Source organism: Bacillus sp. FSL R10-2780 (genome assembly GCF_038006125.1).
Lineage (GTDB): Bacteria > Bacillota > Bacilli > Bacillales > Bacillaceae_G > Bacillus_A > Bacillus_A cereus_U.
The window spans coordinates 1106836-1129888 of sequence record NZ_JBBOUQ010000001.1; the positions used below are offsets into that span (position 1 = coordinate 1106836).

The following is a 23053-nucleotide window of genomic DNA, read 5'->3' on the forward strand; positions in this document are numbered from 1 at the left end:
TTATTTTATATAGAAATGAGGTGTTAACATGAGTTCTTTTACATTTAACAACCAACGGAAAGATTTCATTCAAATAGAAAAGGGATGGAAAAGACCAGCATGGGCACCGTTAAAAAGGAATTTTCTAAGTGTTCCAGGTTATCCAGGGGCAAGGTTATTAAACACACAAACTGACATACGTGTTCTTTCGATTCCTGTTGGAATTATCGTCCCCGATGGATTGGATTTAGAAACATTGAAAGAAGAAGTAGCTGATTGGCTTATTACAGAACAGCCAGTAGAGCTTATTTTTGACGTAGAGCCAAACAGAACATATCTAGCTGTTGTGGACGAGGGGTTTGATCCAGATGAATTCGTCACTCTTGGTAAAGGAATTCTTAAATTTATTTGTCCGATGCCTTATAAGTTAGGTCCTGTACAGAAGAAAATGATGGCTATTGATAAGTATGGTGACTTAAAAGCTGGATTCCGTAACATTGGATCCGTGGATTCTAATCCTATTATAGATATCACTGTAGGAGCGCAAAGTCCTTTCCTTGACGTATGGAATGATGATGAATACTTTCGAATTGGATATCCTACTGGGATTCAAAACAAGGTAGTCAAGAAAGAAGACCGTGTTATCTATGATGAAATGAACACGCTTAGCCCTTGGACTAAAATGACAGGAAAACTTGGAGATTATTTTGCAACTGGGGAAATGGAAGTAATCAACAATGCATATTTCAAAACTAAATCGTTCGGATCTGATATGAATTGGCATGGGCCTATTTACACTCGTGATATTCCAAATGGTCCCTTAATCGACTTTAGAGCAGATATGCAATTAAAACTATTTTCTTCTTACTTTAATCAGGTAGGTAAAGTAGTTCTAATGTTCTTAGCGCAGGATGGTTCAATCATCTCAGAGTTGAACATGAATGATAAATACGACTCACATATCATTACAAAAGCAAGCGCCACTATTGGTGGGTTAAAGACCTTAGCAGATACGACTGGAACCTATACAGATACATTCAATGACTTCAACGGTCACTACTCAATCGCTCGCAGAGGCAAAGAATGGAGTGTTTACTTTGCTAAGTTTGATGGCCCAAACGGAGTAGATGGGACCTCTTTAGTTCAACGCTGGAATGATGTTTCCAATGAGAGCCCTGCTACTGCTAAGCCAGTCACAAAAGTCGCTATTGCTTTCTTACAATACGGCTCACAATATACTCCTATGGATATGCAAATACATGAACTAAAAGTATGGAAACTTTACAGTATAAACGTAGATGACACTCCTTATATTTTTGACGTAGGAGATAAAATTCATATAGATACAGAACGTTCACTTGTAACAATAAACGGAACAAACGCAATAGCGTTGAAAGATATATTCAGTTCATTTCCAATTGTAAAACGTGGACAAAATGAAATTATAGTACGTCCAGCCAATGTAGGGATAGCAGAATTAAGGTATAGGGAGCGATTTAGATGAGGACACCAAGTGGAGACTTACATGTTGTTGATTTTAAAACAAGTCAAATCGTTTCAGCTATACAACCCAAAGACTATTGGGATGACAAACGACATTGGGAAATTAAAAATAATATCGATACATTAGAGTTTAGAGTGTTTGAGAATACAGAGTATGCAGCAACGCTTGTACAACAAAATTTAGTGTTGAAAGAAGTACGTGGTGGTAGAATCGTTCCTTATGTCATTACGGAAGCAGAAAAAGATTCTGATGATAGGTCATTAATGGTTTATGCATCTGGTGAATGGATTCAGCTTGCTAAAGCAGGAATTATCGAACCGCAAAAAATTGAAAGTAAAACATTAAAACAATGTATGGAAATAGCCCTCAAAGGGACGAAGTGGGAAATAGGTAAAACAGAACATGATGGAGCACATTCTTTTACCGTTGATGAGTTTATTGATCCATTGAATTTACTTAAAAAGATTTCGGCTTCATTTGAGTTAGAGGTTCAATATCGTGCCGAAGTTGTAGGTTCCCAAATAGTTGCTCGTTATGTGGACATGGTTAAGAAAAGAGGACGAGATACAAGGAAAGAAGTAACTCTTGGTAAAGACTTGATGGGAATTAAACGTATAGAAAACTCTCAAAATATTTGTACTGCCTTATTAGGTTACGTTAAAAAAGAAAATGGAGAATTCATTACAATCTCAGAAATAAATAATGGTGTGCCTTATCTTGTGGACGATGCCGCATACCAAAGATGGAATGAAAAAGGAAAACATAAATTTGCTTTCTATACTCCACAAACAGAAGATCAAGATATGTCTCCACAGAGACTGATGACTCTCATGAAAACGGAAATGAATAAGCTTGTGAATACTTCTGTTTCATACGAAGTTCAAGCTCAAAGTATAGGGCGCATATTTGGACTAGCGCACGAACTAATCAATGAAGGCGATACAATCCGAATTATAGATACAGGTTTTACACCTAAGTTATATCTTGAAGCTCGTGCTATTGCTGGTGATGAATCATTTAAAGACCCTACACAAGATAAATATGTGTTTGGAGATTATCGTGAAATAGTTGACCAAAACGATGAGTTACGTAGATTGTACCAAAAGATACTAAGTTCATTGTATGACAAGGTTCCGCAAGACTTATTTGACCAATTAAAGGATAAAGTAAATGAACAAAACCAAGACATAATCGATGCTAAAGATAAAGCAGATCAGGCTCAAAAAGAAAGTCAAACAGCCAAAGATTTAGCAGAAGCTACCGTTGATTATGTGGAGAAGAATCTTGTAGATATCATAGAAGGGGTTAATCCTCCTACCGCTAATCTTAAACCAAATAAAACTCTATGGCGTGATATTAGTAATGGTAAGCCTGGTATTTTAAAAATATGGACGGGTACAACTTGGGAGTCGGTTGTTCCAGATGTAGAAAAAGTAAAGAAAGAAACATTAGAGCAGGTCAGCAAAGATATTAAGTCCACAAAAGATGAATTAAATCAAAAGGTTCAAACTGTGGAAAATAAAACGAAAGAAATAGCTGGACAAGTAGCCGATGTAGCAAAAGAAGTTGGAAATAAAGTAGATCAAACGTGGATTAATAACCAACTAAAAGATAAGGCTGATAAATCCGGTGTTTATACGAAAGATGAAATTAAAGATGGTTTCATAGGTAAACAAATTTATGAAACTGATAAGCAGGGTAATGTTAAGAAGTTCCAGGACATTAATACATCTATTGGTCAAACAAATGAAGCTCTTACACAAAAAGCAGAGAAGTCAGAGTTAAAGAAAACAAGTGAAGGTTTATCACAACTGGAGCAGAAGACAAATGAGATTAAAACAACAGCTGATGGTACGAAGCAAACACTTACACAACTTAAAACTCAAGTGGATAACACTAAGGTTGGCGGGAGGAATTTACTTGTAAAAGGCGATTTAGAAAAAACTAATTCAAGGGAATTCGTTAAGTATGCAGATTTAGCGCCGATCATAGACTTACACGGCTTGATTGAGTACACGATAAGTTTCGATATTAAGGTTGCGGTAGCTGGAGAAGTACAGGTTTATATGCAAAATGGAAGTGGAGCTAAATATAAATTCGCCAAAAATGTAAATGCTACTACTCAATATGAGAGAAGATTTATTATAGTTACGCCTACATTAGATAACAAAACCCTTACTGAATCATGGTTATCGTTTTATGGTACTTATGACTCAGGACGGTTCATAACTGTGAAAAACGTAAAAATGGAAAAGGGAAATGTTCCGACAGATTACTCTCCTGCTCCTGAAGAACAAGTAACAACAACTGACTTCACTAAGAAAACAGTAGAAATTGAGACTACTATTAAAGGCATAAATACTACCGTTTCCAATGTTCAAAACGAACAAGGGAAGCTTACTGAACGTGTTACCAAATCAGAGCAGACCGCTGATGGATTTAAACAAACCATTGAATCGTTGACAAAGAAAGATACTGAAATTAGTAATAAATTAAATACGGTTGAATCCACTGTGGAAGGCACGAAAAAGACTATTTCTGATGTGCAGCAAACAACAAATGACCTTAAAAAAACAACAACTGAAATTAAAGAGCAAGCTGGGAAGATTAGTGAGAAGTTAGAGAGTGTAGAAAAGAAAGCCAATACTCTAAATGATGAATTCACCAAGAAAACAACCGAGATTGAAAAAAGTGTGGATGGCGTTAAAACCACTGTAACAAACGTTCAAAACAACCAAACTGGATTTGAAAAACGTATGAATACCGTGGAGCAAACTGTAGATAAGAACTCTCAGACGATTACATCATTAAGCACAACTCAAGGTGAGCAAGGAAAGTTAATCCAAAAGAATACATCTTCTATTGAGCAATTAAATAATGAGATTAAACTATCAGTGTCAGAAACTCAAATGCAGGACTATATAGGCGAGATAGGGACGACAAACATATTCTTAAATACTCCGTTTGAAATTAAGGAGATAGATAAGGACGGTAATGTAACTAAAAGAACGCCTTCCCTAGATAAGTGGAGCTTTACAAGTAACACAAAACCGGGAATAATTACAGAGGCATCTGTATCGAGACACCATGCAGGTTATAACTCACTGCATATCCAATCTACAGGGCAAACAAGTAACGTATATGTGAATGCATTCCAGGATGCTCCTATGCTATCAAACTCAGGAGCTTATGTACTATCATTTTGGATGTATACAGAGGACGTTAATGCTATAGATGAAGGAGCCACTGTAGGTATGTATGTGTACGGTGGAGGCTCACAGGTAAGTAGGAAAGAGCTTGCACTTAAGCCTCTGCTGAAGTCAGGCGCATGGGTGTTTATCGTATTGAATGTAGATGCTCCCACAGTTCCAACTACACACGCTAGAATGTATCTAACTCTAGTGAAGAACGGATCTATCTACTTATCTCAGCCTCAGTATCAGCAAGGTACAAAACCTAGCACGTATATGCCAAATCCTAAGGATATTACGAACTATAAGGAAATGATTGACCTTGTAGGTAGTAAGGTAGCTACTTCAGATTACAACAAGCAGGTAACTAAGTATGATACTCAATTCGAACAGAATACCAGAGAAATCAACTTAAGAGCTACTAAAGAGAGTGTATATACGAAACAAGAAGGTGACGGACGTTACGGAGATAAAGCCATGGTTGTCCGTCACGAGTCAGAAATTAAACTCAACGCAGACCAGATACTCCAACGAGTTAAGTCAGGTGAGATAGCATCTACGATTAACCAAACAGCTCAGAGTGTATTGATTCAAGCTCAGAAGATCAATCTAGTCGGTGCCGTAACTGCAGAATCTATTAACTCAGGAATCTTGAGAGGAACGCAGATATACACGAACGCGGACGTATCAGGCGCTTATATCAAGCTAGAGAAACAGCACTTAACTTTAATGAATGGTACGCAACCACGTGGATACTTTGGTTTTATAACTCGTAATGACTCTAATACACAGACTGCTCTAGTTTTAGGTAATGACTATGCTGTAAATAAACAGCTTGAGGGCTCACTTGTTATTGATCAGGTTTCCCCAGGGACTAACTGGTCAAACGCTGTAGCATCTATTGGTATCGCCTCAGGTGGTAAGACAGGTAACGATATAAACAAAAACTCATACATCAACTTTAAAAGATATATGGGAGATATGGAGATTCGCGCTGAGGGTGGAATAGATATGAAGGCGCAAAACGGCATCATGAAACTCCAAACGAACTCTAGTAACGGAATCTACCTAGACTCAGCTAGTATTATTAACATCAACTCAAATAAAGGCGTGTATACATTCCAAAATGGGCGAGACTTAATGGGGAGATGGGCTCTACAGATTAAAGACTCAGATAGTGGAGTTGTAAACTCAGGTGACGTCGATTTAAATATCGGTAACCAGTTAATTCTTCGGGTAGCTAGACAGTATCCTTACACTCAAGAGGGACTGCAAGTTAAAAACAATAAAGGTAATGACTATGTAGGCATATCTTGTGGGGTTGTAACTTACAGCTCACTATCTCAACGTTCTACTCGCCAGCTGAAGACATCAATTAAAGATATTGGAGCTATTGACCCTCTACAGAAACTAATGGAGTTGCAACCTCGTCAGTATTACATGAAAGAGGACGTAAACAAACTCTATGAGAAGCGCCAGGCTATATTAGATAGTGAATCAGGTGAGAAAATGCCAACTTACGAGGATATCCCTCATCAGTATGGATTTATCGCTGAGGAAGTCCCTGAGGAATTTTCTACACCTCAAAGGAAAGCTGTCAATATGTATCCACTTATAACTATGGGTATTGCCGGGACTCAGGAAGTCTACAAGAAGCATCTAGATTTAGAAGAAACTGTCAAGGCGCAAGCTACTCAGTTAGCAACGCAAGAGGATAGAATCGCACGATTAGAAGAGTTACTACTACAACAATTAATAAATAAGAAACCAGAGCAGCCATAAGCTGGTCTTTTTTTATTGTCTAAAAAGGAGCTGAACCAATGCAAGAAGTTCTAGATTTAAAGCAAGAGATCCTCCAAATTAAGTCAGATCAGAAAAACATGCAGGATGATATTCGCAAATTAGAAACACGTACTATCATCAATGAAAAAGAAATTATAAATATCAATAAGCAACTCGAAAAGATTAGTGTTAATACTACTTGGATTCTTCGAATCATCATTGGTGCGATTGTAACAGCGCTTATTGGATTGCTTCTGAAAGGAGGTGTATAAGTTGGTTGAAGTCAGTGTAATAATTGCGGTTGTTGTAGCTTTATCTCAAGTAGCGAAAATGCTCGGATTACAAACTAAATACATTCCATTACTTAATTTAACGCTTGGCATACTGCTGGGCGTTTTATTTTTGCCTTTTGACATAAAAATGAACGTATTTCAGGGAATCATCATCGGTTTATCAGCAAGTGGACTATACGATCAGTCCAAAATAACGAAAAAGGATGTTGATAATAAATGAAAAAAACAATGAAACTAGCTTCCTCTGTATTTATGGCTCTATTGCTCCTGTTAAGCTTTACTACAGGGGCTTTTGCTGATAGAACACTTATTATTCCTGATTTACCAAAACAACCATACCGTTATGGAGTAGGTGCTTATGAAGGCGTTGTGGCTCATTCAACAGCGACTCCAGAAGCTCCGGCTATTAATATCCAAAAGTATGAGTCTCGTACATGGAGAAATGCATTTGTTCACTACGCAGTAGACTGGAACGAAACAATTCAAATTGCTGATACTAAATACATTGCTTATGGCGGGGGACCAGGTGCAAACAAACGCTTTGTACACGTAGAGCTTTGCGAAACAGCAAATTATGATAAATTCAAACGCAGCTATGATAAATATGTAAAGCTACTTGCTAAAATCCTACGTGACCGTGGTTTATCTGTTGAAAAAGGATTATGGACTCACTATGACGTAACGAAGTATCTTGGTGGTACAGACCATGAAGATCCATTGGATTATTTAAAAGGTCATGGTGTTTCTGAAGCGCAATTCCGTGCTGATGTGCAACGTGCATACAATAATTCCAATGTAGAAGTTTCTGTTCCAGAAAAACCATCTAAGCCAACTGAAGTGCCAACGGCTGTAACTGATGGTGTAGCTTATATTGAAGGTAAAAACGTTAACTTACGTAAGGGACCTGATACAAGTTATTCTAAGATTCGTCAGTTAAATAAACCAGAATCATATATTGTGTGGGGCGAAAAGGATGGTTGGTTAAATCTTGGTGGTGAGCAATGGATTAAAAACGATCCATCTTATGTGAAGTTTAATAAGAAAAGTACAGTAGATTCATCTATTGTAGGGAAGCGTGTTGTTTCTAAAGTAGATAACCTACGTTTCTATGATTCTGCTTCTTGGCAGGATAAAGATGTTGCTGGTTCTGTAGATGCAGGGTTAGGATTCACAATTGATGCGAAAGTAAGTGTCAATGGATCGTCACAATATAAAGTACACAACAGCCAGGGGAAAACATACTATGTAACAGCTAATGAAGCTTATGTGTATGTGAAGTGAAAATAAGAGCCGATTCCAATTAAGGAGTCGGCTTTTTTTATTTTAAACTACATGATTGCTATTTCCAGGTATGTATTTAAATATTCTTTCTCGTCCCTCTTCAAACTCATCATCCCAAATTAATTTTACTGTAATGGATTGTTCACTTAATAGATTAGTTCTAATTTGAAATGAAACTGATAAACCTGCACTAATTTCCGTTGGAACAAAGTTATTTTTTAAAGGAATTAATTTTATCCCATCAAAGGAATATTTAATCGGAACTTCGCTTCCTGGTATTTTATCGCTCTCTTGAAGCAATTCTATTTCTTTGTTATGGATCATAACTCGAAAGTTCTTTGCATCGGATTTCCCTGTATTACTTATTTTTATTGATTTGACACCGTTTAGAGCTGTACTTCCTTTAGTTTCATCCCAAATTATATTAGCTTTCTTTTTATCATCTTGCTCATGTTTAAACTTCTTTTTGTTAATGCTAGTATTCTGCCAATTTAAAAATAAAGCAATACAAGAGAAAATCAAGCTGATTACACTTATAACACCAGTCCAAGTCCAATTATTTAATATATAATCTAACAAAATAAACATCCTTTCTGTAAATATAGCAGTTAAAAACCGACTTCTGTAAGTCGGCTTTTTTATTAACATGATATTTAAAATTTACTTTTAGATAATGCTTTAAGGATTGGTTTTACAATTAAACCTATTAAACGGAATCCTTTAAATATAGAGCGTACAACCTTCATGAAGATGCCTCCCGTTTATATCAAGCGTTTATTAAAAAAAGGCTGGCTCTTAATTGAGTCGGCTTTTTTACTATGTATTAAACTTTAGCATTCATAAGTAACTCTTTTAATTCTTCTGTAGATAATTTGCTTTCTAACGATTTACTTAAGTCAAGTATAGAAGTTTTATAATCTACTACTACTTGTAAACTATCAGTCTTCTTTTTTTTTGCATTGTCTTTAGAACAACCTACCCCTGCTACTAACATAATTGGTAATGCTACTGCTAATAGTTTACGTTTCATTGTTATATACCCCTTTGTTTGGTTTCTTATTATTCGTTTTACGATTTTGTTAAGCTTAAAATAACTCCAAGTGACTCCATAAGACCGTCACTACCTTCATCAATCAGTTCACCTGACTTATTAATCTTTGTTTCATCTAATGTTGTAAACCCCTCTACCATTATGTCTAGACCTTTATCAAAAGTATATAGAGATTGAGATAACTCTGATTGCAAGTTATCGTACTCTACTGGTGGTTTAATTTCTCTTAATTTCTTGTTTGCTGACTTCATTTCACTTACTACTTGCTTTAATTCATCGTGTGTGTTAAGGAATGTAGGGTCTTTCTTTTCTAACTCACTGAATTTATTTTGTGCTTGTACCCAAACCATAGATATGTTTTGTACTTTTAAAACGTAATCTGTTTTACTCGTTAGTCTACCTTCTTCGTCTGTCTCAAATACCCTTTCGCTTACTGCAATGTTGTTAGACTTCTTTTTCTTATTCGTGTATCTCTTTATTATCCATGTTAGTAGAAGAATAGGTACTGCTATGGACATTACTCTAGCCACTACCGATGTTTCCCCAGTTCCTAAACTAGCTATTGCCCCTGCAAGAGCGAAAAAGAGAGCAGGAACTATGATTACGAACACTAGTATTTTTCGTCCCATATGTAAAACTCCTTTGTTTGAATACTGTTATTGACTATTACCTACGTTTTACTTGACGCATCACGCTACCATCGTCTCCTACCATCTTGTATCCCGTATCAGTAAAGTTCTCCATTTTATAGGTCATAGATTGTTTCATTTCACCAGGTTCAGCCTTTTTGCCGTCTTTTACATATTCGTCTATTGTCAATGTCATTTCTCTCGTGTCTCCATTGTAAGACCATTTTCCATCCATATGTGAGTTCTCATAAGGTGTGTTGTCTACATCATCAAATATAGTGTATGTACCATCTTGACGGAACTCTGTTCCTTTAGTGAATTTATCACCAACATAACTACCCCATTCACCTACTATTTCTTTACCGTCTTTTGATAAAGGGATAGCGTCAGGTCTTTTGGTATGTTCTACAGCTTCCTCAATTGGTGTCATACCTTTTTCTAAGTAGTTATTACCTTTGTACATTAAGTCTTTTAATTGCTCCGTCTTATTCTTTGTTACAGAACCACTTTTTGCTAGACTTAATTGTGTGTCAATCGCTTCTTTATAACAGTCTATTGCTTTTAAAACAGATTTGTGTTGTTCTTCAAACTCTTTTGGTGGGTCTATCTTGTAAAACTTAACATATATTTCTTGTAACTCATCTGCACTTTTTAAGATTTTCTTGTTTTGCTCTTTTACATCCTTGTCTTTTCCTTTTGATACTTCAGTTAGTTCTTCCATCTTCAACTTTAACTCATAATGTAAGTTTGACATACGTGAAGGGTATGCTTCTTTCGTTAGCTTTTCCTTTTCTTCTGCTTTTATTTCTACCTTTGTGTCTGCTTTCTTCTCTGCTTGGTCTGTTCCGCAACCTCCTAGTAACATGATTGGAAGTGCTAAACTTACTAGTCTCTTTGCTTTCATGATTGACTACCCCTTTTGGAAAGTATTGTAATTAATTAACATATTATACCGTAACATAAATTATATAAATAAGATATGAAGTTTTCTCATCCTTAAGAGGAATTTTGAGTGTTTTAACAATATGAAAACATGTATTACGGTTGTAGAAAATCCCGCTCTGTCTGCTTTTTGAAAAAATCCCCTTATTGGTTCCTCAATGTTTGGGAGCTTTTTTTACGCTCTCATAAACTCTTTATCAAAGTAGAACTTGTCCATTAAGTTGTTTACAATCCCGTTGAAATAAGCAAATTTACCCTTGTTCATTTTTGTTCCAGATTTAATTTTCATAACAAACTCTTTGATAGCTTTTAAGCCTATAGTAAGCTCTTGGTCTTTATTAAATGCTTTATCACCTGTAGAGAAGTTTGTAACTTTATTGCACTGTCTTATGACCTTCCACAGTTCTTGAATCGTTTTAGATTCACTGTAAAAAGAGCTAGTTAAAGAAATAAAACGTTCTGGTACCCAGTGAGCTACGAAATCAGCTTCTTTAATATTTTCCTCAGGTGTATTGCTATTCTCATTACTATTACGTTTGTTTATATCTTTTATATTTTGTTTTAAGGAAACAGGGGTTGTTTTAATGGTAGGACACTTTGTAGGACTTTTTGTATCTACCTTGTCGGACACTTCTTCCACAATTGGTTGAATGATAATGGCATTAGAAGTTTGAAGCATATCTTTTGTGCGCTTCATTGCTACCTGCTTAATCATCTCTAAATCCACAAGCTTCTTCATTAAACGTTGAACAGTTTTATATGAAACTTCCATCTTTGCAGCAATTCTATTTTTGCAAAGGAAACTAACACCTACATATTTACAGCTGTGGCGCTTTAAAATTTCAAGTAATGCAATTAATTTAGATTGTACGTCAGTACGTTTAATAGACATACGAATAGTGTCTCTGTATGTACGTACAGTTTTATTTAGTTCTTCGACTTCCTTAAATGTAGAAAGATTGTGGAAGGATTCTTTAGTTGCGATAACATCGATACGTTTCTTTTCCATCATTAATTAGCCCCTTTGTATAAACAAAAAAGCAACAGAATGCCAAGTGTAAGCAAACTGTTGCTAAGGAGCCCTTACGTACTGTAAAATAGTTCGTAAGAGTACAGCAAGTGTTTGCCTATCTAGAGTAGGCGGACGGTATAAGAGTGCTACCAACACTACTTATACACGCTGTGCTTTTTTGATTTGTGGTAACGTTTTGGTAACAAATGTGTAAAATTAAACGACTATTTGTGATTTTTATAGTTATAAAAAACGTTGATTTATCAGCTTTTTAGTTGATTTTTAGTACATTTGTTTCTACAAGTATTTTACTTGCCACTTATATGCCGTTTATCGGTGTTATGATGGCAAATTATTTAATCCCAGTTTATATTTCAGATATACTCAAAGCTAGTGCCTCTGTATACGCGATAGAAGGTATGATGTATGGTGTAGGGGCTGTTATTGCGGGAATAAGTATTCCAATCATGATGAAATATGTCAAAATAGAAGTTTCAATCGTTATGACGATGTTTATTTATGTAATTTCAATTACCGCAATGATTATTGAGCCTTCCATTATGTTATTATATGGACTTGCGATTTTTCATGCGATTGGAAATGCTGGAACGAGAGTGGCGAGAAATGTATTGATGATGGAAGAAGTCCCAAATGAATTAATGGGACGTGTGGACAGCTTATTTCGACTAATTGGTACAGGAATTCGAATTGTATTATTAATGTTGTTTACGGCAGGCGTATCTAAAGCCGGGGTAATGATCCCGTTTTACGTACTAAGCTTTATATTGATCCTATCATTAGGGATTGCTTTTTATTATGTAATTTCAAAACGTAAAATGAAAGCGAATGTTTCTAATAAATCAATTGTTTAAAAAATACTTCTGCCTCCTTTTCTTTTTCTATATAATAAAAAGAAAGGGAGTGTTAACTTATTTATGAACAAATGGATATTGCTTATAATCTTATTACTACCTCCGCTATACATCATTTATATGACGTTTCGAATGAATAAAGTTGCTCGTGAAAAATTGAGTAATCACTCTCCATACGTTCTTATATTAGGTGCAAAGTTATTTGGAGATAGGCCGTCTTTATCTCTTCAAAATCGTTTGGATGTGGCGCTCGAATATTTACATGCTCACCCTGAGGTGAAAGTAATTGTTTCAGGTGGTCAAGGGGAAGATGAAGATATACCGGAAGCTCACAGTATGAGAAACTATTTAATGGTACATGGTATAGATGAGAGCCGTATTTTAATTGAAGACCGCTCTACAAATACGTATGAAAATTTAAAGTTTAGTATAGATTTATATGATGTAAAGCATGCGGTAGTTGTAAGTAATACGTATCATTTATATCGAACGAAAATAATTGCAAAGCGGTTAGGGATAAAGATGGAAGCACTAGCTGCTGAAACACCGAGTCGTTCTAAGAAAAAAGCGTATGTGCGTGAATATGCTGCAATTATGAAAACGATATTGTTCGACCGTTAGAGCTCAAATGAGAGCTCTTTTTTTGTATAATAAAGCGTATCATTTGAAATGAATGCTATATTCCATCAAAATAAAGGAAACAACATGAAAGGAGTTGTGTCTGTGATTCAATTTAATCATGTGTCAAAAGCGTATGAAGATGGCACAAAAGCAGTGGATTCATTGCATTTAGAAATTAAAAAAGGAGAATTTTTTGTTCTCATTGGTCCGAGTGGTTGCGGGAAAACAACGACAATGAAGATGATTAATCGTTTAATTGAAACGACGGAAGGATCAATTTTAATCGATGGAAAAGATATTCAAGAATATAACATAAACGAACTGCGTTGGAATATAGGGTACGTGTTGCAGCAGATTGCGCTGTTTCCACATATGACAATTGCTGAAAATATTGCAGTTGTCCCTGAAATGAGAAAGTGGAGTAAGGAGAAAATAAAAACGCGTGTTGATGAACTGTTACATATGGTTGGATTAGAACCAGATGTATATCGTGATCGTATGCCAGATGAATTGTCGGGAGGACAGAAGCAGCGCGTTGGTGTCGTTAGGGCATTAGCTGCAAATCCGAAAATCGTTCTTATGGATGAACCATTTAGTGCGTTAGATCCATTAAGCAGGGAACAACTTCAGCAGGATATAGTGCAATTGCAAAAAAAAATTCAAAAAACGATAGTATTTGTAACGCATGATATGCAAGAGGCTTTATCACTTGGTGATCGTATTTGTGTAATGAAAGAAGGGAAAGTTGTTCAATTAGATACACCAGAAGGTATTATACATAATCCGAAAAATGAGTTTGTAGAGGAGTTCATTGGAAATCGTGGACGACCTTGGTATGAAGGGAAGGTTGTAGAAGATGTATTGCCGCTAGACGATAGCATACGAGTAGAAGGGAATGTTTTATCTTTAAATTCTCCTTTACAAGAAGCCCTAGTCCGCGTACAAGCTGAAGGTTCTGTACCGGTTGAAGAAAATGGTCGATATGTTGGAGCGTTAACAAGTCGTCATATAGTAAATTACATTGTTGAACAAATGAAGGAGAGAGGCTAAACAGTGACTGATTTTATTCAAACGTTTCAAGAACGAAAAGTAGAATTGCTGAGTGCGTTAAGTGAGCATTTACAAATATCGCTTATTTCATTATTTTTTGCCGTAATTATTGCGGTGCCTCTTGGCATTCTATTAACGAGAAAAGAACGGATGGCTGAATTTATAATAGGGACTTCTGCTGTTATGCAGACTGTGCCATCACTTGCATTACTTGGACTTTTAATTCCATTAGTAGGAATCGGAAAACTTCCAGCTATTATCGCATTAGTTGTGTATGCACTATTACCTATTTTGCGAAATACGTATACAGGAATACGGGAATTAGATGAATCACTTATAGAAGCGGCGAGAGCTATGGGAATGAATAGCTGGAGAAGATTGTGGAAGGTAGAGCTGCCACTTGCATTGCCAATTATAATGGCTGGTATTCGTACAGCGATGGTATTAATTGTTGGAACGGCTACATTAGCTGCTTTAATAGGCGCTGGTGGACTCGGTAAGCTCATACTACTCGGTATCGATCGGAATGATCATGCGCTTATCATTTTAGGGGCCGTACCAGCTGCGTTACTCGCTTTATTCTTTGATATAGTACTTCGCATGCTTGAGAGGCCCAAACGCTCATATAAGCGCGTTATATTAACGATATGTATAGTTGTCGTAATGATCGCTTCGCCATTTCTTTGGAATACAAAAAAGAAAGATATAGTTATTGCTGGAAAACTTGGATCTGAACCAGAAATTTTAATTCAAATGTACAAGCAACTTATTGAACAGGATACAGATTTACAAGTAGAATTAAAACCAGGCCTTGGGAAAACAGCATTTGTATTTGAAGCGTTAAAATCAGGTGAAGTAGATATATACCCAGAATTTTCAGGAACAGCTTTATCTACTTTCGTGAAAGAAGAACCGAAAAGTACAAATCGTGATGAAGTATATGAACAAGCTCGTATGGGAATGGAAAAGAAATATAATATGGTTATGTTAAAGCCAATGGAGTATAACAATACATACGCACTAGCTATGCCGAAAAAAATAGCAGATCAAAATAACATAAATACAATTTCTGATTTAGGAAATATTGCACAGGAAGCTAAGATAGGATTTACATTAGAATTTGCTGATCGTGAAGATGGTTATAAAGGTATGCAAAAATTATATAACTATAAGTTTTTAAATGTTAAAACGATGGAACCGAAACTACGCTATAGCGCAATTCAATCGGGGGATGTTAACGTAATCGATGCATATTCAACAGATAGTGAACTTGAGCAATATGGACTTAAAGTGCTAAAAGATGATAAAGGACTATTCCCTCCTTATCAAGGAGCGCCATTATTAAGAAAAGAGACGTTACAGAAATATCCTGAGCTTGAAAAAACATTGAATAAATTATCTGGAAAGATTACAGATGAAGAAATGCGAAAAATGAATTACGAAGTAAATGTGAATGGGAAAAGTAGTGAAGAAGTAGCAAAACAATTTTTACAAAAAGAGAATTTACTTCGTTGATTTTACAAAAAATATACAACTTTATATGTTTGAAATAACCGTTCATTACAAAATGAACGGTTTTTTTGTGCATACTTATACATTTTTTCAAAAAAGTATTCCATTTTTCTTCATTTTATTTTAGAATAAGTAATGTTTTCCTGAAAAAATATAAGAGAAACGTCTATTAGAGAAAAGGTGACTTTAATAGTTGAACGAACATAACACCTAGAATGACAGATGGGGTGGTACAAATAGAAAAGAAGTTAGGGTTTTTTCCGTTAATCGCATTAGTAGTTGGAACAATGGTTGGTGGCGGTGTTTTTAGTTTACCGCATGATTTAGCAGTAGGAGCAAATAGTGGTGCAACAATAATTGGTTGGTGTATTACAGCGATGGGAATGATTCCGCTTGCGCTCGTATATCAAACGTTAGCAAGACAAAGACCGGAGCTTGAGGGCGGAATTTATAGTTATGCACGAGCTGGTTTCGGTGAATATATTGGTTTTAACAGTGCGTGGGGGTACTGGCTGGCAGGGATTTTAGGAAATGTCGCAACAATTATGTTGTTGTTTAGCACATTAGGTTATTTCTTCCCGATTTTTAAAGGCGGGAATAATATTGCGTCTATCGTTGGTGCCTCTCTTTTATTATGGACACTTCATTTTCTTATTTTATTTGGAATTCGTGAAGCGTCCATTATGAATGTTATCGCAACAATTGGGAAATTAGTTCCGATCTTATTATTTATTGTTGTGATGGTAACGGCGTTTCGCTGGGATACATTTACACATGACTTTTGGGGCGAAGGAACAATCTCAGTTTCCTCTGTACTAGGTCAAGTGAAAAATACAATGCTTGTAACTCTTTGGGTGTTCATTGGGGTTGAAGGAGCAGTTGTATTATCAGGAAGAGCTAAAAATAGCAGAGATGTTGGAAAAGCGACAGTACTTGGGTTAATTTTAGTTATGTCTATTTATATTTTAATTTCTGTTCTGTCAATGGGAGCTATGACGAGAAATGAACTTTCGGTTTTAGAAACTCCTTCAATGGGACATGTATTAGAACATGTTGTTGGACCATGGGGGGCAGTTGCGATTAACATCGGTTTAGTTGCTTCACTTGTAGGGACATTGATTGGTTGGTTTTTACTTGTTTCTGAAATTTCGCATGTAGCAGGAAAAGATGGCGTGTTTCCGAAAGTCTTTACGAAAACAAATAAGAAGCAAACGCCGCATATGGCATTATGGATTTCAAATATCGTTGCCCAAATTATATTTATAATCGTTCTGTTTTCAGAATCGACATATCAAATTATGTATTTTATTGCGTCAACATCAATTTTATTACCGTATTTATTATCAGCGCTATTTCAATTGAAATTAGTCATTACGAAAGAGCTGAAAGTTGCGAGAGTAAAAAATGGCTTATTAGCTTTAATTGCTTGTGTATATTCTGTATGGCTCATTTATGCAGCTGGTTTAAAGAATTTATTACTTGTTTCAATTGTATATGGAATCGGGATTATCGTGTACGTTTTTGCAAGAAAAGAAAAAGGGAATCGTTGTTTTGTAGGTATAGAGAGATATGTGATGTGGGCAATTGTTATTGCAGCTATCACATCACTTTATATGTTACTGACAGGAAATATAAAAATGTAAAAGTCCTTTTAATTTAAAGGGCTTTTTTCCTTGTCTAGAGAATATTTAATACATAAGATATTCAGGAGGGATGAAAATGGAAGAAAAAGAACAGTTGTCTAGAATTATGGATTTAGCTAGTGATTTAAGGAAAGTATTAGTGCAAGAATCTTTTTTTAATCATCATCCTGAACTTCGAGGCGTGATTGAAAATTTAGCGAGTTCTGTAGAGAATTTGGCGAGTTTGCAGCAAAATAAAGATGAAAATGCCGAAGATCGATTACGGTACGTACTTGCTAAAATGAAAATCGCTCATAATGCCATTTTACAAGAAAAAAAAGCATTTCCTTCTCATTAATATACGTTTTAATTTTGAACCTGACGGATGACGTCAGGTTTTTTATTTCTAGTTTTAGATTGTAGTTCATACACTAAGAATAGTATGAAAAAAAGAAGGTGACTACGTTGAAGTTACATAAAGCTCTTCATCCAAGTTTTATAAAGCGAATGTATTATATGAGGTTTATTGGGAAGTTTGCAAAAGCTGAGGGAGAGAAGAATGGGGAAAATTTCTTTGTACAATGTCTTTCTCCAATACCTTTAACTTTACAAGAGTTATTTCCGACTGGAAAATATTTGTTTGAAGGATTATGCAGTAATAAAAAGAATGAAAAAATCTTTACTGATTTAAAGAAGCGTAAATTAGAAAAGCAACTGGTTATGTTTCGTCTTTATTATGATCGTGGAAATTTATTACTGGAATTAATATGCACAGAAGAGCCTCGGGAAATAGCATCTTCATATAAATTGATTCCTTCACCAAAGGTCTCAAATTATAAAAAGAGAGCGTCTTTGGAACGGAAGTTAGGCAACGGTTACTTATCATTTCTTATGCCTAAATTACCAAAAGACTTTGAGCCTCCAGAATTATTGTGGCATGAAGGAAGGCTATATGGAAATTTATCGTTAAAATCATCAATAAGTTCAATTTCATATTTTGAGCAAAGAAAAGAATGTAAATATATTGAAATACACGAGTGGATGAAACATGTAGAAATAGCAGTAGATGATGATTTATATTTTGTAAGTGAAAATGTGTATGACCAACTAAATAAACGAATTGTTGAAGAAGGTAAGTTAGTTGAAGTAGAAGATATTAAAATGCAAAAGGAGGACTGGGAATGGGATGAGCGTGAATCCTCTTTTTTGCAGTATGTACAAAGTATGGTTCGTAATAAAGGGCTATATTTGGATGATACAGATATATATAATTTTCACATTAGTATTAAAACCAATATGTTAACAATTGTTGGTGGTATACCAGGTGTTGGGAAATCACGCTTTGTGCAAGCTTATGCAGAAGCACTTGGGTTACGTTATGGTGAAGAATTAATTTGGATTCCGATTTCACCATCGTATCAAGAACCACATGATATTCTGGGTTACCTTCATCCGAATGGTAATTTTATTGAAAGTGAAACGAAGTTAGTTCGGACATTGTTAAAGGCTAAAGAAAACCCAAATCAGTTGTATATAATTGTGTTCGATGAAATGAACATGTCACATATTGAGCATTGGTTTACTCCGTTTCTATCTGTTCTTCAACTTGAAAAGAAAAATCGTATTTTGAGTTTGTATGAGAAAGTACAAGAAATAGAAAATCAAATTCCACCTTCAGTGGAAATTGGTGAGAATATTATTTTCGTAGGCACTGTAAATTTTGATGAAACGACGAAAGAGCTTTCCGATCGATTATTAGATCGAACAAATTTGATTACATTACAAAAAATTCCGTTTTGCGAGATGAGTATAGAACATGAGAAAGTTGTTCAGCAACCCCCGCTGAAAGTAACAACGGGAGAATTTCGACTCAATTGGTTTAGGAATAAAGAGATGATCGAAGTGTTTACTGAAGAGGAATTAGAGTTATTGGATAAGTTACATGATGTATTATCATCGCACGATATATCAAAAGGAATTTCTTTCCGATGTGCAAGCGCAATCGCTACGTATTTGCAAAATATACCGTTCCAAAATAATCAATCCTATATGATTAGCAGGGAAGAAGGTTTTGATTTGCAAATAAAGCAACGTGTATTAACGAAATTAAGGGGGACAGAAATGACAGTGGGCTCTCTACTTTCTGAAGAAGCAAAAAGGGGAGCGACATTGGTACCACTTTTACAGTCTCCGCTTGCAAATCGTGTATCTACATTTGAACATTCTCTAGCTTATATAAGACAAAAGCGTAGAGAACTGGAGCTGTATGGCTATGCAAAATGAGGAGCGTTATGAAACAGCAATCGTCGATACGAAAGAAACGCTCCCGTTTGTATTGAAGCTAATTATTGGTACTGAGGGGAAAGGCGATTTTATCCTTTTAAACCGGCTTTGTACGTCTACTACAGCACTAGTTCAATGTATTTATAAAGTACAGGAATTAAAACCACTGAAATTGCATTTCCATTATCAAAATCCAATGGATATTACATTCGTATGGAATAAAGTATATGAGGGACAAAAGAATATAAAAGAGTCACAATATGAATTAAATGAAAAAAAACAAAGAGTATTAGTGTATGAACATGGAAAAACTGAATTTTTTTATCCGTGGCGCTGTGGCTTATACCATTTTGAAGTGCGTATAGAAGATAGAACTTATTATGGTGCGTTTCAAGTTGTTCCTAAAAACTTTTTTGATGACCAATTTGAAATGATTCAAGATTATGTGAAGTCAATTTTAAACGAGTTAATTTTAGATAGAGGTTATTACAAGAAAACTTTCTCAGCACTTAGCGATATTGAAGATTCTTCTTATTTGGTACTGTTAAGAAAGTTGCCACAAAAAATGAAAAGAATAAAACAAATTTTTAAGAAAGTAGAATCGAATGCGGAATTTGTACACGAATATGAATGGGAAACGAAAGAGCGGAAGACAACGAGAAAAACTGCCATTATGACAGAAAGAAAGCTTTATGCGAAATATTACAACCGTAAATTTAAGGAGAAAAAAAATAGTATTGAAAATGCATTTCTTAAATTTAAAACGATGCAATTCTATTATTATTTACTTGAAGCAGAAAGTTTTGTACGCAAAACTATTGAAATACTAGAAGGAGAAAAGAAGAAAAAGTCAGATGAATTTCAGGCTGTTAAAACAATTATGAAAACGATTGAACGAAATGGATCCGTGACGGATAGGGAAAAACAAAAATATAGAAATTTACATTTACTGAAAGAAGCAGATTTACGGAAAAGTTCTGTGAAAATACAAGAATATAAAATATTAGCTCATATCGTATATGAAAGCGTGCAATACTTTCGAAATTTATTGTATTCTCCATTTTGGAGGGAAGTTTCTGAAACAGCTACCATTAATTCGAACACTTTATCTATACCGCATCAACAATTAATCCACCATTTAGAATTGTTACCGCAACATACAGAGCAACCCCCATCTTTATTATTCGTATATAAACCAACGTTTTTAGTGTATGAGTATTACGCTTTTTTTATCGTTATTTCTATATTAGAACAAATCGGATTTGAAGATAAGAATCCTATCCGTGAACAAATACAAGAACATTTTTATTTAGACGGATTACAAGATGGAACGACAGTGATATTACATCGAGATGATATAAAAGTGCACGTCGCGTTTAATGATTTAATTGAAACACACCCTCTTATCGCACTAAGCAAAGGAAGTAATTTTTATAACGGAGAGGACACAAAGAAGCCGGATATTCGTTTAGATTGTTATGTAAAGGAAGAAGAAAAGTATGTATATAAATCTTCTATTATTATCGAAGTGAAATACAGCCCTATGTACAATATTTTTCAGCCTGTCGGTAATACGAAAGCAACTGAGCAAATGTATAAATACTGGTCCATTAAGTATGTAGAAGAACAGAATGGCAAACGAATTTTTAAGCGAAGAGCGATTTATGAAGTGATTTGTGTATATCCAGGTAGCCATATGCATAGTAAAAAAATTGAATCTGGTTGTGGAGTGTTTTTACAACTATATCCATATAAAACGAAACAAGGAGAAGAGAAGTTGGCTGGGAAGCATGGGATGATTCAAATTTTTGAGAAATGGTTAAAAAGTAATAAAATGTAAAAGGAATCCTTTTTAATGAAGGATTTCTTTAGGTTAAGAAGAATTATATGCCATAAGGAAAGAAGCATAACGTGGGTCGAACTTGAAAGGATAAACATTTTTCATTGGAGCAATTAACTTTCTTTGTATGTATGATTGTATAAGAAAGTAAGAAATGGTACATGCGGGGGAAAAGAGTGTGAAATAGGAATTTAATTCAATTTGCAGAATATAATAAGACATAAATATTTTTAGTTGCATACGAAGATTTGTTCTTATATGATAGTAAGTGAAAGCGTTATCAAAAACAGAACGGCGATGGGAAAGGCGGGTAAATATGTTCCAGCGTGTTCAAACAAAGGAAGAACATTTTTGGTTCGAGCAACTGTGGGGAGATTTTTGTGAAGAAAGAAACTTAATGTTTGTAGAACGTAATTTAAATCCATCACGATTTTTATTAATAGAAGATGAACATCATATTGGTACAGTAGAATGTATTAAGTTTACAGTACCTGAACAATCAAATTCTGAGTTTTTCTATCCGTTTTCTAAAAATGATTTAGTGAAAGATTTGAAAAATGTGTATGAAATAGGAAAGTTAAGTATTGCGAAAACGTCTCGGGGGAGAGGACATTTCAAAAGGCTGGCAGCTATTTTATTTATGCATGCGTTAGAGACGAAAGCGGAATGGTATATTGCAGCAGTTACAAAAAGAATGTATATGTATTTACTTACACTCGGTTTTCCAATTGAACCGATAGATAGTCCATTCCAGTTTCATGATACTTTACAAGGTGTACCAGTGCGGATTCATGCTCGAAAAGGGGCTACACATCTGTATTCTTTGAAAGAATTCCGTGATATTATTCAAGGGAATGCTCATGCGCAGGTACTTATTGCAGAATACAGTAAAAATATTATGTTAACAAAATGAAAATATATGAATATGTATAGTATGAAGAAGGGTGTCATATTACAGTCATCTTTCTTCATACGAAAAAGTAGACCCTTATTTTTGTAATAAGGGTCTAAAAGGTTATAGTCCAAATATACTAAAAATCATTTTACGACGCTTCGGTTTCTTTTCTCTTTCATATGTTGGTTTTGCATCAGGAGTAATGTATATTGGTTCTTCTTTTTTTAGGGCAGCTTCTAGTTTTTGAATTCGTTCTAACATTTCCTCCATTTCGCGGCGATGTTGTAAAAGTTGGTATGTAACGACATCATTTGCTTTATCTTGCATTTGTTCTTCCATTCGATCTAGTCTTCTTGTAATTGTGGTTAATTGAGCTGTTAATTGTTTAAAATCATTCGATGATGTATTTTGAACAATTGTGTTTACTTGAGTTTTTAATTTTTCTACATCATTTGAAGATGTTTTTTGAGTAGTTTGAGAGTTTTGAGGCTGGTCCATTTGAGAACGATGGTATTCTAACATTAAATCTAAATCACCTTGTGTAAAAATAAAATGACCATATTTATTTTTTTTTATCGTAAGATTTAATTGTTGTGCAATCCGGACAACAGCCTTTGGGCTAACACCTAATTTCTTTGCGATAAATGGTGTTTTATATTCCAAAATAATCCCTCCTATATATATCCTGTTGAAT

At 35.0% G+C, this 23053-nt stretch carries 19 protein-coding genes and 1 pseudogene; 14 read left to right on the top strand and 6 right to left on the bottom strand.

The window, feature by feature from the left end:
* The first annotated feature begins 28 nt into the window (after positions 1 to 28).
* Genes NSQ47_RS05860 through NSQ47_RS05880 form a run of 5 tightly spaced genes read left to right on the top strand, consistent with a single transcriptional unit; the run spans position 29 to position 8030 of the window.
* Complete coding sequence (locus NSQ47_RS05860) at positions 29 to 1483, top strand: distal tail protein Dit (protein ID WP_341036350.1); 1455 nt, start codon at positions 29 to 31, stop codon at positions 1481 to 1483.
* Positions 1480 to 6456: a phage tail spike protein gene (locus NSQ47_RS05865; protein WP_341036352.1), complete on the top strand. Its 4977-nt coding sequence runs from the start codon at positions 1480 to 1482 to the stop codon at positions 6454 to 6456. Before NSQ47_RS05860 ends, NSQ47_RS05865 begins: the two co-directional genes overlap by 4 nt.
* Positions 6457 to 6494: 38 nt before the next feature.
* Positions 6495 to 6728 (top strand): hemolysin XhlA family protein, encoded by a 234-nt coding sequence (locus NSQ47_RS05870; RefSeq protein WP_341036354.1) that lies wholly within the window; start codon positions 6495 to 6497, stop codon positions 6726 to 6728.
* Between the two features lie 58 nt (positions 6729 to 6786).
* Positions 6787 to 6969: a holin gene (locus NSQ47_RS05875; RefSeq protein ID WP_445662100.1), complete on the top strand. Its 183-nt coding sequence runs from the start codon at positions 6787 to 6789 to the stop codon at positions 6967 to 6969.
* Positions 6966 to 8030 (top strand): N-acetylmuramoyl-L-alanine amidase, encoded by a 1065-nt coding sequence (locus NSQ47_RS05880; RefSeq protein WP_341036356.1) that lies wholly within the window; start codon positions 6966 to 6968, stop codon positions 8028 to 8030. Before NSQ47_RS05875 ends, NSQ47_RS05880 begins: the two co-directional genes overlap by 4 nt.
* Before the next feature lie 42 nt (positions 8031 to 8072).
* Here the strand turns inward: NSQ47_RS05880 and NSQ47_RS05885 are convergent, their stop codons facing one another.
* From NSQ47_RS05885 to NSQ47_RS05905, 5 genes are all read right to left on the bottom strand, one after another.
* Positions 8073 to 8609: a hypothetical protein gene (locus NSQ47_RS05885; protein ID WP_341036358.1), complete on the bottom strand. Its 537-nt coding sequence runs from the start codon at positions 8607 to 8609 to the stop codon at positions 8073 to 8075.
* 244 nt (positions 8610 to 8853) lie between these two features.
* Entirely contained in the window at positions 8854 to 9060 is a 207-nt protein-coding gene (locus NSQ47_RS05890) for a hypothetical protein (RefSeq protein WP_341038261.1), read from the bottom strand.
* Positions 9061 to 9098: 38 nt separating this feature from the next.
* Positions 9099 to 9710 (bottom strand): DUF7018 domain-containing (lipo)protein, encoded by a 612-nt coding sequence (locus NSQ47_RS05895; protein WP_033799034.1) that lies wholly within the window; start codon positions 9708 to 9710, stop codon positions 9099 to 9101.
* A 37-nt stretch (positions 9711 to 9747) separates the two neighbouring features.
* On the bottom strand, positions 9748 to 10614 hold the full coding sequence (locus NSQ47_RS05900; protein ID WP_341036359.1) for a DUF7018 domain-containing (lipo)protein: 867 nt from the start codon (positions 10612 to 10614) through the stop codon (positions 9748 to 9750).
* Between the two features lie 213 nt (positions 10615 to 10827).
* Positions 10828 to 11661, bottom strand: coding sequence for a helix-turn-helix domain-containing protein (locus NSQ47_RS05905; RefSeq protein WP_341038210.1), 834 nt, complete (start codon positions 11659 to 11661; stop codon positions 10828 to 10830).
* A gap of 311 nt (positions 11662 to 11972) precedes the next feature.
* Here NSQ47_RS05905 and NSQ47_RS05910 point away from each other — a divergent pair.
* The 9 genes and pseudogenes from NSQ47_RS05910 to NSQ47_RS05950 form a co-directional block, all read left to right on the top strand.
* Positions 11973 to 12536 (top strand): annotated as a pseudogene (locus NSQ47_RS05910) (hypothetical protein); the annotation flags it as partial.
* A gap of 63 nt (positions 12537 to 12599) precedes the next feature.
* Positions 12600 to 13157 carry a YdcF family protein gene (locus NSQ47_RS05915; RefSeq protein ID WP_341036360.1) on the top strand — a complete coding sequence of 186 codons (558 nt, stop codon included), beginning with the start codon at positions 12600 to 12602 and terminating at the stop codon, positions 13155 to 13157.
* A 102-nt stretch (positions 13158 to 13259) separates the two neighbouring features.
* Entirely contained in the window at positions 13260 to 14207 is a 948-nt protein-coding gene (locus NSQ47_RS05920) for an ABC transporter ATP-binding protein (protein ID WP_131231918.1), read from the top strand.
* Positions 14208 to 14210: 3 nt separating this feature from the next.
* Positions 14211 to 15722, top strand: a complete 1512-nt coding sequence (locus NSQ47_RS05925) for an ABC transporter permease/substrate-binding protein (protein WP_341036361.1) — start codon at positions 14211 to 14213, stop codon at positions 15720 to 15722.
* A 212-nt stretch (positions 15723 to 15934) separates the two neighbouring features.
* Positions 15935 to 17362, top strand: a complete 1428-nt coding sequence (locus NSQ47_RS05930; protein ID WP_341036362.1) for a basic amino acid/polyamine antiporter — start codon at positions 15935 to 15937, stop codon at positions 17360 to 17362.
* Between the two features lie 76 nt (positions 17363 to 17438).
* On the top strand, positions 17439 to 17699 hold the full coding sequence (locus tag NSQ47_RS05935) for a hypothetical protein (RefSeq protein WP_002085825.1): 261 nt from the start codon (positions 17439 to 17441) through the stop codon (positions 17697 to 17699).
* A gap of 107 nt (positions 17700 to 17806) precedes the next feature.
* The gene (locus NSQ47_RS05940; protein WP_341036363.1) at positions 17807 to 19624 is read left to right on the top strand and encodes an AAA family ATPase; all 1818 of its coding nucleotides are present in this window, start codon (positions 17807 to 17809) and stop codon (positions 19622 to 19624) included.
* Positions 19614 to 21464 carry a hypothetical protein gene (locus tag NSQ47_RS05945; RefSeq protein WP_078181616.1) on the top strand — a complete coding sequence of 617 codons (1851 nt, stop codon included), beginning with the start codon at positions 19614 to 19616 and terminating at the stop codon, positions 21462 to 21464. Before NSQ47_RS05940 ends, NSQ47_RS05945 begins: the two co-directional genes overlap by 11 nt.
* Positions 21465 to 21780: 316 nt before the next feature.
* Positions 21781 to 22377, top strand: a complete 597-nt coding sequence (locus tag NSQ47_RS05950) for a hypothetical protein (RefSeq protein WP_002157977.1) — start codon at positions 21781 to 21783, stop codon at positions 22375 to 22377.
* A gap of 102 nt (positions 22378 to 22479) precedes the next feature.
* Here the strand turns inward: NSQ47_RS05950 and racA are convergent, their stop codons facing one another.
* A complete protein-coding gene (gene racA, locus NSQ47_RS05955) occupies positions 22480 to 23022 on the bottom strand; it encodes a chromosome-anchoring protein RacA (protein WP_002157976.1) in 543 nt (180 codons plus the stop codon).
* Positions 23023 to 23053: the final 31 nt, after the last annotated feature.